13 protein-coding genes and 1 other annotated feature are annotated in these 12,527 nt (G+C 42.0%); all 13 genes read left to right on the top strand.

Annotated elements, in window-relative coordinates; genetic code table 11:
* The first annotated feature begins 59 nt into the window (after window positions 1-59).
* Window positions 60-106 (top strand) — a sequence feature (sodium ion sensor (DUF1646 type); this cis-regulatory element may regulate processes involved in with the transportation of sodium ions).
* Window positions 107-148: 42 nt separating this feature from the next.
* The 13 genes from BMX79_RS02535 (at window position 149) to coaBC (ending at window position 12,521) form a co-directional block, all read left to right on the top strand.
* The gene (locus BMX79_RS02535; RefSeq protein WP_091478843.1) at window positions 149-475 is read left to right on the top strand and encodes a hypothetical protein; all 327 of its coding nucleotides are present in this window, start codon (window positions 149-151) and stop codon (window positions 473-475) included.
* Window positions 462-2,423, top strand: coding sequence for a V-type ATP synthase subunit I (locus BMX79_RS02530; RefSeq protein ID WP_091478841.1), 1,962 nt, complete (start codon window positions 462-464; stop codon window positions 2,421-2,423). Before BMX79_RS02535 ends, BMX79_RS02530 begins: the two co-directional genes overlap by 14 nt.
* 32 nt (window positions 2,424-2,455) lie before the next feature.
* Entirely contained in the window at window positions 2,456-2,932 is a 477-nt protein-coding gene (locus tag BMX79_RS02525) for a V-type ATP synthase subunit K (protein ID WP_091264998.1), read from the top strand.
* A 109-nt stretch (window positions 2,933-3,041) separates the two neighbouring features.
* Window positions 3,042-3,620 (top strand): V-type ATP synthase subunit E, encoded by a 579-nt coding sequence (locus tag BMX79_RS02520; protein WP_091478840.1) that lies wholly within the window; start codon window positions 3,042-3,044, stop codon window positions 3,618-3,620.
* A 14-nt stretch (window positions 3,621-3,634) separates the two neighbouring features.
* Window positions 3,635-4,639: a V-type ATPase subunit gene (locus BMX79_RS02515; RefSeq protein ID WP_091478838.1), complete on the top strand. Its 1,005-nt coding sequence runs from the start codon at window positions 3,635-3,637 to the stop codon at window positions 4,637-4,639.
* Window positions 4,629-4,940 carry a V-type ATP synthase subunit F gene (locus tag BMX79_RS02510; RefSeq protein WP_091478836.1) on the top strand — a complete coding sequence of 104 codons (312 nt, stop codon included), beginning with the start codon at window positions 4,629-4,631 and terminating at the stop codon, window positions 4,938-4,940. The genes BMX79_RS02515 and BMX79_RS02510 overlap by 11 nt, the downstream gene beginning before the upstream one ends.
* 12 nt (window positions 4,941-4,952) lie before the next feature.
* Window positions 4,953-6,737, top strand: coding sequence for a V-type ATP synthase subunit A (locus BMX79_RS02505; RefSeq protein WP_091478834.1), 1,785 nt, complete (start codon window positions 4,953-4,955; stop codon window positions 6,735-6,737).
* A complete protein-coding gene (locus tag BMX79_RS02500; RefSeq protein ID WP_091478833.1) occupies window positions 6,730-8,106 on the top strand; it encodes a V-type ATP synthase subunit B in 1,377 nt (458 codons plus the stop codon). The genes BMX79_RS02505 and BMX79_RS02500 overlap by 8 nt, the downstream gene beginning before the upstream one ends.
* Before the next feature lie 5 nt (window positions 8,107-8,111).
* Window positions 8,112-8,744, top strand: coding sequence for a V-type ATP synthase subunit D (locus BMX79_RS02495; protein ID WP_091478831.1), 633 nt, complete (start codon window positions 8,112-8,114; stop codon window positions 8,742-8,744).
* A 133-nt stretch (window positions 8,745-8,877) separates the two neighbouring features.
* Entirely contained in the window at window positions 8,878-10,257 is a 1,380-nt protein-coding gene (locus BMX79_RS02490; RefSeq protein ID WP_091478829.1) for a patatin-like phospholipase family protein, read from the top strand.
* Between the two features lie 83 nt (window positions 10,258-10,340).
* Window positions 10,341-10,958, top strand: coding sequence for a guanylate kinase (gene gmk, locus BMX79_RS02485; protein ID WP_091478828.1), 618 nt, complete (start codon window positions 10,341-10,343; stop codon window positions 10,956-10,958).
* The gene (rpoZ, locus tag BMX79_RS02480) at window positions 10,958-11,170 is read left to right on the top strand and encodes a DNA-directed RNA polymerase subunit omega (protein ID WP_091478826.1); all 213 of its coding nucleotides are present in this window, start codon (window positions 10,958-10,960) and stop codon (window positions 11,168-11,170) included. The genes gmk and rpoZ overlap by 1 nt, the downstream gene beginning before the upstream one ends.
* A gap of 151 nt (window positions 11,171-11,321) precedes the next feature.
* A complete protein-coding gene (gene coaBC, locus BMX79_RS02475; protein WP_091478825.1) occupies window positions 11,322-12,521 on the top strand; it encodes a bifunctional phosphopantothenoylcysteine decarboxylase/phosphopantothenate--cysteine ligase CoaBC in 1,200 nt (399 codons plus the stop codon).
* Window positions 12,522-12,527: the final 6 nt, after the last annotated feature.

The following is a 12,527-nucleotide window of genomic DNA, read 5'->3' as shown; positions in this document are numbered from 1 at the left end:
TGACACTAATTTTGAGAGTATGCTATTATAAATTTTGTTAGTACAATTTATATCAATGCGGTTGGGCGTGAGCTTTCAAGGTTATTTTCTTCTAGGGCGAGAAGAAGGCCTGTTAGCTGCGCCCTTTTTTTGAAAGGGGGAGAATGAAGTGAACCGTGAAGCAATTAATTACGTAAAAGATGCAGAGGCTAGAGTTGAAGAACTTAGAGCCAATGCTGAAAAAGAGATAAAAGACATCAAGGCTGGAACTGCTCTTCGGATGGAGAAAATAAACGAGCAGACTGAACACGAACTTGCTGCCTATCGAAAAGAGCAGCAGGAACAGGTCGAGTCCAGACTGGGTGAAGATGAGAAAGTGTTTGAAGAGCAGATCAATGAAGACATTAACCGATTCAACGCTACCTATGAATCGGAAAAAGACAGATTGGCCAGTCGAATAGCAGAGGAGGTATTGCGTCGATATGGCAATAGCTAAAATGAAAAAACTGACCTTGTTAGCGGAACATTCTAACAAGGAAGCTGTGTTAAAAAGTGTTCAGGAAATGCAAAGTCTTGAAATTATTCCTTTAGCTGACGTACTAGAAGAAAGTCTGCTCAGTGAATTTGAAACTAACGTATCGAGTGATGTGGCTAGTGACAGTCAGTCGAAACTTCAGGATATTGAATATGCAATTAATTATTTGAAAGATTATGTTGATCAGCCTGGGCTGATTGAAAGACTTAAGACCAAGCGGGATGTTTTCACACTTAAAGAGCTTGAAAGTCACGTGGAAACTGCAGATGTTGAGGGTCTTCTGGAGAAAGTCTCTCAGAAGGAAAAACATTTGAACGAACTGGATGAACGACTCAAAGGACTGAAACAGGAAGAGGAATTTCTGAGAAAATGGCGGGCTCTTAGCTTTATGCCGGAAGAAGTCAGTGATTTCAGGCTTATGGATGTACTGGTCGGCACAGTTGACAAAGAACAGTCTGATTCTCTGGTTCAGTCACTGCGTGAAAATGGAAAAGTCTATTACGATGAAGTCTACAGACGAAGTGATGAAGTGGCGTATCTACTGATTCTTCCTAAAACAGAGAAAAAGCACTTTGATGAACTGATAGCCCAGTACAGCTACAGAGAATTGACTTACTCACACGAACTTCTACCTGAAGACGAACTTTATCGCAACCTGACCGGTCAGAAAGAAGTTAGAGACGAAAAATCTTCTCTTATATCTGATATGAGAAAATGGACAAGACTCTATAGAGATCTTGAACTAGCAGAAGAATATTTCTACAATATTTCCGAACGGGAAAAGGCTCATGCGCTGCTCATAGACAGCCCCCATCTTTTTCTGCTGTCCGGTTGGATAGAAGAAGAAAAGGTAGATTCCCTTAAAGCCAATATCGAGAGCTCAACCGGTGAAAGCGAAGTAGCTGTTCTTTCCGACGATATTTTAATGAAGGAATATAATGATGTACCTGTGGTGCTCAAGAATAATAAACTTGTCCGTCCGTTCGAGATGATCACAGAAATGTTCAGTTATCCTAAATACAATGAGGTTGATCCTACCCCGCTTATGATGCCGTTCTTTATGGTGTTCTTCGGTATGATGGCAGCTGATCTTGGTTATGGGCTGCTTCTGTTTGGGGTCACATTATTTGCCCTTAAGGCATTTAACATAGAAGGATCGATGGGCAATTTTCTGAAATTCCTCTATACATTGTCATTCCCGACAATGGCTTTTGGTCTTTTCTTCGGAAGTTTCTTCGGAATAGAGCTGCCCATACAAGTCTTTTCTTTACAGGATGATGTCCTTGAAATTATGGCATTTTCAGTTGTACTAGGACTGATCCAGCTGCTGTACGGGTTGGTTCTGAACGGAATCATCAAAGGCAAGCAGGGGCAGAGAGCCTCTTCATACGTGGATGGATATGCCTGGTTCCTTATGCTGATAGGGTTTATTCTCTGGGTTGCAGGAGCTATGTTATTAAATATTCCATTGCTGACTCAAGTCGGTATTGGACTTGTGGTTCTAAATGCAGTTGGTATCCTTGTTGTTTCAGCAATTTCCAGTTCCAACAAAGCATTGGGTATTGGTCTTGGAGCATACAATTTATATGGAATATCAGGTTATGTAGGAGATATTGTCAGTTATACAAGACTGATGGCACTGGCAGTAGCAAGTGCAAATATTGCGATGGCGTTCAATATGATCATCGGTTTCCTGCCGCCTATAGCAAGATTTACTGTAGGTGTTCTGATCATTATTGCCCTGCAGGCACTAAATATAGCACTGACATTCTTAAGTGCTTATGTCCACACATCCCGACTGCAGTACGTTGAGTTCTTCGGTAAATTCTTCGAAGGCGGAGGCAGACCACTGACTCCACTTAAAATGCTTGAAAAACATGTCTGGATGGAAGACAATAATAACGGTTAAAACTATATTTATAATAATGGAGGAAAAAAATAATGAGTAACTTTGAACTGTTTTTTGGAGATAATTTAGGTTTTGTATTTGGTGCAGTAGGTGTCGCTCTGGCAGTCATCCTTTCAGGTATCGGATCATCAAGAGGGGTAGGATCTGCAGGTGAAGCAGCAGCTGCCTTGACAAAAGAACAGCCGGAAAAATTCGGTCGTGCACTAGTTCTTCAGATGCTTCCAGCAACACAGGGGCTTTACGGTTTCGTTATCGGACTACTGATCATTATCAACTTGTCTACTAACCTTGATGTGTCAACTGGATGGTACTACCTGATGGTTGGACTTCCTGTAGGGTTTACTGGACTGACATCCGGTACATTGCAGGGACGAGTTTCAGTAGCTGCTATGCAGATTCTTGCTCAGAAACCTGAACATACAACTAAAGGAATCATTTATTCAGCGATGGTTGAAACATATGCAATTTTAGGTTTCGTTATTTCCCTGATGATGATCATCTTCATGTAATAAATGAAAGGAAGGAATTTAGAGTTCAGTGATCAGGCAGCCGTTTGACACTTAATAACTGAATTCCTTGTTTCATTTCATTATTATTACTCTGAAACGGAGGGAAATCATGGCAGATTTAAAATTATTGACTGAACGAGTCGTTGAAAAAGAAAAAGCGGCTATACGAACTGAAATTGAAGAAGCTAAAAAACAGGCTGAAGATGATATTCAGGCTGCCGAAGCAGAAGAGGTACAGAAACGTCTTCAAGCTAAGGAGCAAATCAAAGCAGATGCCGAGCATGATTACACGATTCGAAGAAATACACTGGATATCAGAAGAAGAAATGAAGTGTTGGCTGCTAAGCAGTCTATATTGAACAACACGTTCAAAGAGGCTAAATACAAACTGGATAATCTGGATAAAGAAACTTTTCGACAGTTTACTGCAAATGTATTGAAGCAGTTTACAAACGAAGAACAAGTGACCTTGAAATTGGGTGAAAAGTCTGCCCATTCCATTGATGGAGCCTGGGTAACAGCTAATAAACCAGCTGAACTGACTGTCTTGGTATCGGATGAAACTGTAAAAGGACAGTCCGGGTTTCTTATCGAAAAAAATGGCATAGAATACAACTTCTTATTCGATTCTTTAGTGGAAGATGCCAAAACTGACATTTTACCAGATATTTCTAACGAATTATTTTAAGGAGGAGAATACAGTTGAAAGATACCGCTTATGGTTCAAGTAATGTTCTCATTCGTATTTACGAGAATGATCTCCTCACTCGATCTCATTTCGAACGCATGCTGACTGCAGATTCATTTGAAGATGCTGTCAATGTTTTAAGAGAAACGCCTTACCGGAATGATGTCGATAGAATCAAAGAAGATAAAAGTTATGATGAAATGTTCATGAATGAGCTTCATCAGACATTTGATGAACTGCTAGAGATTGTTCCCAACAAGGAATTGATAGAACTCGCTGGGTTGAGGTATGCCTATCATAACCTGAAAGTTCTCTTTAAAGAAGAGTTTACAGATCAGGATCTGGATCATTTATTCATCCCGATCGGCCGTTATCCTATATCAGAATTGAGACAGGCGGTAAGAACAGGTGAATCTGATGTCCTTCCAGTCGAGTATATGGACAGTATCCATGAACTTCAGGAAGATTTCGATCAATATCATAATGTTCAGGCTGTGGATATCATACTCGACAGACGGTACTTTACCCATCTTCGTATTTTAGCTGATCAGACAGGAGAAGAGGGCGTACCCGAACTGACAGAATCGATGATAGATTATAAAAATATATCTACTTTGATCAGAGGAATGAAACAGAATAGGACACGCAATTTTCTGCTGACCGTTCTATCGAGCTCAGGATCGATTCCTAAAGATGATTTGCTCGATATTGCCGAAAATGGACAGCAGTACGCTCTACAGTATTTCAGAACAACCGATTACCGCAAATTGATTGAAGCGTCAGTTGACTCTGAAACAAATGAACTGTCTACAGTAAAGATCGACCAGCAGACAGATGATGCATACATGACTACGATGAGAAATGCCAGGCTTCAGTCCTTTGGACCGATGCCGGTACTCGCTTATCTCTATGCAAAGGAAATCGAAGTCAAAAATCTCAGACTGATACTTTCCGGTAAGGAAAACGGTGTGCCGGCTGATGGCATAAGAGAAAGGATGCGATTAAACTATGCCCAATAAAATTGGAGTTGTCGGAGATAAAGATTCTGTTCTGGCATTCAAAATGCTTGGATTTTCTGTTTATTTCGCATCAGAAGCAAAAGAGACCCGTCGGATCATCGACAGTCTGGCTGACAAGGATTATGGTGTGATTTACCTGACAGAACAATTGGCAGAATTAGTCCCTGAAACGATTAGACGCTATGACGCTAAAATGAAACCTGCCATCATTTTGATCCCTAATCATGCAGGCTCACGTGGTATTGGTAAAAAACGTGTGCAGGAAAATGTCGAAAAAGCAGTGGGTCAAAATATTTTATAGGAGGGTACGATTTTGAGTAAAGGAACGATAGTAAGTGTTTCTGGCCCCTTAGTTACAGCTAAAGGGATGGAAACAGCTAATATACAGGATATTTGCCGTGTAGGTAAACTAGGCCTTATCGGTGAAATCATTGAAATGAGAAACGACGTTGCCTCTATACAGGTATACGAAGAAACGTCTATGGTAGGTCCGGGTGAAGTCGTTGAAACAACTGGTGAAGCGTTATCCGTAGAGCTTGCTCCGGGTATGATTTCTCAGATGTTTGATGGGATCCAGAGACCACTGGATGAATTTATGGAAAAAACTAACAGCAACTTTCTTGAGCGCGGCATGTCCATCGAGCCGCTGAATCGTGAAAAGCAATGGGAATTCACTCCATCCCTTGAAGAAGGAACGGAGGTCTCTGAGGGCGACATCGTCGGTATCGTTCAGGAAACAAACGTGATCGAACACCGCATCATGGTTCCTCACGGAGTCAAAGGTAAAATAAAGTCAATTTCTGCAGGAACGTTTACAATTAGTGAATCTATCTATGTACTGGAGACAGAAGACGGCGATAAAGAGTTCACTATGATGCAGAAATGGCCAGTAAGAAGAGGCCGTCCGATAAAAACAAAGCTGAACCCGGAAGAACCACTAATTACCGGTCAGCGTGTCATCGATACATTCTTCCCAGTTGCTAAAGGTGGAGCTGCCGCTGTTCCAGGACCATTTGGAGCCGGAAAAACAGTAGTTCAGCACCAGATTGCAAAGTGGGCAGATGTTGATTTAGTTGTCTACGTAGGCTGCGGAGAACGCGGGAATGAGATGACGGATGTTATTAATGAGTTTCCTGAGCTGATCGATCCAAATACCGGAGAATCAATCATGGAACGTACCGTACTGATTGCCAATACATCGAACATGCCTGTAGCGGCTCGTGAAGCATCTATCTACACTGGAATCACTATTGCAGAGTATTTCCGTGATATGGGTTACTCCGTTGCGATCATGGCTGACTCTACGTCCAGATGGGCAGAGGCTTTACGTGAGATGTCAGGTCGTCTTGAAGAAATGCCTGGTGATGAAGGATATCCCGCTTACCTTGGGTCTCGTCTAGCGGAGTACTATGAACGAGCAGGTAAAGTTGTTACTCTTGGATCTGGAGACCGTACAGGAAGCATTACAGCTATTGGTGCCGTATCTCCTCCTGGAGGGGATACATCTGAACCCGTTACACAGAACACTCTGCGTGTAGCTAAAGTATTCTGGGGTCTAGATAGTTCTCTTGCTCAAAGACGTCACTTCCCGTCAATCAACTGGCTGAATTCCTATTCATTATATAGTAATGAAATGAATGACTATGTTGGTAAGCAGTTGGGAGAAGACTGGAATGGAATGGTTACTAGAGCGAAAGCCCTCCTGCAGGATGAATCCGAACTACAGGAAATCGTTCGTCTGGTCGGAGTAGAATCTCTGTCAGAGCGAGACCGCTTGAAACTGGTTGTAGCGAGAATGATTCGTGAGGACTTCCTACAGCAGAATGCATTCGATGATGTGGATACTTACACATCTAGAAACAAACAGTACGAAATGCTTTACACGATTTTAAATTATGAAGATCAGGCAGTACGTGCGATGGATCTGGGTGCCTATTATGATGAAATTATCAAAGGCACTGAAGATGTCCGTGAACGCATCGGTCGAATGAAATATATAAGTGAAGATGAAATCAAAACGATTGAGACAATCCGTACTCAAACTAAAGATGACATTCAGACAGTACTAGAGAAAGGCGGTGTAGAATCAGATGCTTAAAGAGTATAAGACAGTTTCCGAAGTAGTCGGCCCGCTGATGACGGTCGAAGGTGTCGAAGGCGTGAAATTTGACGAACTGGTCGATATCGAACTTCAAACCGGCGAGCGCAGAAGAGGACAAGTCCTTGAGATCAACGGAGACAAAGCAGTGGTTCAATTGTTCGAAGGATCCACAGGCATCAACCTGGAAGAAACTAAAGTGCGCTTCCTGGCCAAACCTCTCTCTTTAGATGTGTCAGAAGATATGATTGGACGAACCTTTGATGGGATGGGGCGAGTCAGTGATGGGGGACCAAACCTGATCCCTGAAAAAAGTCTGGATATCAATGGTATCGCAATTAACCCGATTGCTAGAGATTATCCGGATGAATTCATTCAGACAGGTATTTCTACGATCGATCACCTGAATACACTTGTTCGTGGACAGAAGCTTCCAGTATTTTCCGGTTCTGGCCTTCCGCACAAAGAATTGGCTGCTCAAATCGCCCGTCAGGCTAGCGTAACGAATGCAGATGAAAAATTTGCTGTCGTATTTGCTGCAATCGGGATCACATTTGAAGAAGCCGAGTACTTTATGAACGACTTCAAGAAAACTGGAGCGATTGACCGGTCTGTTCTGTTCATCAACCTTGCAGATGATCCGGCAATCGAACGTATTGCAACACCAAGAATGGCGTTGACTGCTGCCGAATACCTGGCTTTCGAAAAAGACATGCATGTTCTGGTCATCATGACCGACATGACTAACTATGCCGAAGCCCTGCGTGAAATATCAGCTGCTCGTCGTGAGGTGCCTGGACGTCGAGGATATCCTGGGTATCTGTACACAAACTTAGCGACATTGTATGAACGTGCAGGTCGACTGGAAGGAACAAAAGGATCTGTGACACAGATTCCGATTCTGACTATGCCTGAGGATGACATTACCCATCCGATCCCCGATCTGACAGGGTATATCACTGAAGGACAGATCATATTGTCCCGTGAACTTTATAACCAGGGCTACCAGCCACCGATCAATGTTCTTCCTTCTCTGTCTCGACTAAAAGACAAAGGGACAGGTGAAGGGAAGACGAGAGTAGACCATGCGCCGACAATGAACCAGATTTTCTCTGCCTATGCACAGGGGAAAGAAGCAAAAGAATTGTCTGCCGTTTTAGGTGAGGCTGCTCTGTCAGAAACAGACAGAAAATATGTCGAGTTTACGAATAAATTCGAAAAAGAGTATGTGAATCAGGGGAACTACACTAACCGTACGATCCAGGAAACACTGGATCTTGGCTGGGATCTTCTGAAAGTCCTGCCTCGTGCAGAACTGAAACGTATCAAGGATGATATGCTTGACAAATACCTGCCAAAAGGAGAGTGAGGTAAATGGCTAAATTAAATGTCAACCCCACTCGTATGGAACTGGCTAATCTGAAAAAAAGATTGAACCTTGCCAGCAGAGGGCACAAGCTTCTGAAAGACAAGCAGGATGAACTGATGCGTCAGTTCATTCAGCTCATCAGAAAGAATAATGAACTCAGAAATCAGGTAGAAGAAAAGCTCGAGAAAGCGATGCAGTCGTTTGCTATGGCCAAGTCGTTGCTACATGAAAATTATATTGAGGAACTGATGGCTGTGCCGAGCCAGAGCGTATCTCTGAACATCGATCGCAAGAATATTATGAGTGTGCGTGTCCCTCAAATGAATTTTCATTATGATTCTCATACAGAAGATGCGAGTGAACTAAGTTACGGCTACTTGAATTCAAATGGTGAACTGGATTTAACTTTTGAATACCTGGTTGAAGTCATGCCAGAGATGCTTGAACTCGCTGAAATCGAGAAAACATGTCAGCTGATGGCAGATGAAATTGAAAAAACAAGAAGACGAGTTAATGCGCTGGAGTATATGACCATCCCGCAGCTCGAAGAAACGATTTATTTCATTCGAATGAAGCTTGATGAAAGTGAACGTTCAGCTATTACACGTCTGATGAAAGTAAAAGACATGGGACAGTAGTAACTGGCGGAGACAGTGAAAATAGATGATAAGATGCTTAGATCTTATATCTGTTTTCACTGTTTTTACATAGTATTGATAATTAGGGAACTTTATAGAATGAAAATAGGCTATCGGCCAGGAGGCAACAGTCATGACATCATCCTTTTTTGAAAAGAAGAACAAAAAGAGAGCACTTGTTTTTGGCGGAGGCGGTGCTCGCGGCTCATTTGAAATAGGTGTTTGGAGAGCACTTGATGAGTTGGACTATGTTCCCGATATCATTACAGGAACATCAGTGGGCGCTCTGAACGGGGCGCTTTACATTCTGGGTGATGTGTCTGAGGCAGAAAGCATGTGGAAAGAAATCGAAACAGGTAAGGTTCTGGATATGGATACTCCACTGAAAATAGACAGTTTTAAGGAGTACCGGCGGACACTAACTGGTTTTCTGATCAAAATCATTCGAGAAAAAGGAGTGAGTTCCGCTCCTTTAAAAGAACTCATCGATTCGTATATCGATGATGAAAATAAGATAAGAAACGATGGAACAGTCTTCGGTCTGTCGACAACCAACCTGAAGACGAGAGAAATCGAGTATTATTTTCTGGACGATATTGAAGAAGGCAGGCTGAATGACTACCTTCTTGCCAGTGCTTCGCTCTATCCGGCTATTCAGAAAAAAATAATCGATGGGACACCGTACATTGATGGGGGTTACCGCAATAATATACCGATAAATATGGCCTTGAATAAAGCACCTGATCAGATTATTCTTGTCGATGTTCAGGGTCCAGGCCTTCTGCATTATGACCATCGGATAGAAGAATGTGAGTCATTACTGATCCGAACAAAGTGGCCGCTTGGAGATATGCTGCTTTTTGACACGAACAGGACAGAAGTGAATATAGAACTGGGCTACTGTGAGACGATGAAGTTAGCCAGACCGGACCTCTATAAAGGTCTATGGTATACTTATGATAGCGAGACACTAGACAAGGATGAATCTGTCTTTTATGTGGCCTTGAATGGCCTTCTGACTGGGAAACGCTCAAAAGGGGTCTATGATTATATTAAAAAGGATAACCATCAGCTGATCCTCTTGAAGGAGCTCGAAAAACGATGGGGTGGGACAGTCGATGAGACCACTGTTTCTTTAGTTTTATGTGAATTGACAGGTAAACTATTCAACATGATCCCTGATAAAATATACAGTGTAGACGAGTTCCAAAGTGAGCTGATCCACCGTCTGATAAAAATGAGAGAGGCAGAACGGAAAAAGCCTGTCGATGAGTTTGAACCCCGGTTTCTTTTAAGTGGAAAAGAGTGGACCGAGGAATTTCTTGAAGGATTACCGCTCATATCGAACCGGTCACTTGTTATTCAGATTCTTGAGAGACTTGAAGATGAGCAGCTTAAGTGGGACACGCCTTTCTATAAGCTTATGATCCGAACAAGACCTTTTCCGTTCATTATTGCTTTATACTGTAAATATCTTTTGAACAAAAAATTAGGTTTGTATGGGGAAAAGTAAAATTACCTTTCATTTCTATAGTTTAATATGGTAGAATTGAGGATAAGTTTTCATGGAGAATTTGTGTTGGGAAGGACTTGTAAATGAAAGATAGAGGATTACTAATCGTTCTGTCCGGCCCGTCCGGGGTAGGAAAAGGAACAGTAAGAAAAGCAATTTTCGATAATTATTCAAATGAATTCGATTATTCCATTTCAATGACCACACGTAAAAGACGTGAAGGTGAAAAAGAAGGCATTGACTACTTTTTCAGAACTAAAGAAGAATTTGAACAGCTGATTGCAGAAGACGGCCTGCTGGAATATGCGGAGTATGTTGGGAACTACTATGGTACTCCATTGGATTATGTCAATCAGACGCTTGATGAAGGCCGTGATGTTTTTCTGGAGATCGAGGTTCAGGGGGCATTGAAGGTCAGAGAAAAAATGCCTGAGGGAATCTTTATTTTTCTGTCGCCACCTGATCTGGATGAACTTAAGTCACGAATCGTCAACCGTGGAACAGACAGTGATGAAATGATTGAGAGACGAATGCATAAGGCAGTTGAAGAACTTAAGCTGATTCAATATTACGATTATGTGGTAGAGAATGATACAGTGAAAAATGCAGCAAGAAAAATTCGAAACATCATCGAAAGCGAACACCTTAAAGTGACAAGGAACTTAAGAGAATACGCAGAGATAATAGAGGAGATGGAATAATGCTTTTATACCCTTCACAGGATGATTTACTTAAAAAAATCGATTCGAAATATTCATTGGTGATACTGGCTGCCAAGAGAGCCAAACACCTTCACGATAACCAGTCAGCTGCTATGCTGGATACTTACGAAAGTCATAAGAATGTCGGGAAAGCTCTTGAGGAAATTAAATCCGGTGATCTGGTCATGGATCCGGATAGTCTTTCTAACTAAATGCATGAAACCTCTGATCGTCTGTTCACCAAAGATTTTTCTTTGCTGGACAAGTTCAGAGGTTTTTTCTAGTGTTCGGACTGAAAAATTATTATGAGGACACTGAGTCAGAAAATTGGTAAACTAATAAAAACAGTAATGAGGTGACCTAATGATCAACGGGAAAAAAATCGCTCTATATGTAACAGGAGGAATAGCTGTCTATAAAACAGTAGACTTATTAAGAGAGCTCATTAAATATGGGGCGGAAGTACGTGTAGCTATGACAAAAGGTGCAGCAGAATTCGTCACACCCTTGACCTTTCAGATCCTGAGCAAACATACCGTTTATATTGATACCTACGCAGAAGATGATCCAAGTATTGTCAATCATATCAATTTGGCTGACTGGGCGGACTTTTCTTTAGTGGCCCCCTTGACTGCTAATACCCTCGCAAAAATGGCACATGGAATAGCTGATAATTTCGTGACATCTGCTCTTCTTGCAGTGACTCGCCCGATATTTACAGTTCCGGCTATGAACGGAAATATGTACAGAAATACAGTGACTCAGGAAAATATCGAAAAGCTTTCAAATAGAGGCATATATGTCATGACCCCTGATACTGGCTTTCTGGCTGAAGGATACAGTGGAGAAGGACGGTTTCCTGAAAAATCAAGGATCATACATGAGCTGGAAGCTTTCATGAGAGAGAAATCTGAAAGTCTTCCTTTAAAAGGCAGAAAAATCCTTGTGACTGCCGGCGGAACAAAAGAACGGATCGATCCGGTAAGATATATCTCGAATGATTCGTCAGGAAAAATGGGTCATGCATTGGCAGTGGAGGCCTGGAAGCGAGGAGCCGATGTGGTCTTAATCAGTGCAAGTCAGCTGGATACACCAGATTATATTACCCGTATCCCTGTTGAGTCTGCTGAAGAGATGCAGAAAACTGTGTTCGATGAGTTTGACGATGCGGATGCAGTAATCATGGCTGCTGCGGTATCCGATTACGCGCCTGCTACCGTTGAAAAACAGAAGATGAAGAAAAAGGACACCTTAACCTTATCGTTCAAGAAAAACCCGGACATACTTAGAAGCCTGGGAGAAATGAAAAAAACAAATCAGGTGCTCATCGGTTTTGCAGCTGAAACGGAAGATCTGATTCAGTACGCTGAAAAGAAACTGAATGATAAAAATGCAGACTTGATCATTGCAAATGATGTCGGTAAAAAAGACAGAGGCTTTAATGTGGATGAAAATGAAGTGACCCTGCTGTCGAGACAATCAGAACCCGTTACGATAAGCTTAAGAAGCAAATCAGAAATTTCAGTCGAAGTCATCGACTGGCTGGTCAAGAATATGAACTGAAAGGAA

The organism is Alkalibacterium pelagium (assembly GCF_900109325.1).
Classification (GTDB): domain Bacteria; phylum Bacillota; class Bacilli; order Lactobacillales; family Carnobacteriaceae_A; genus Alkalibacterium; species Alkalibacterium pelagium.
This window is presented reverse-complemented; position numbering and strand designations above follow the sequence as displayed.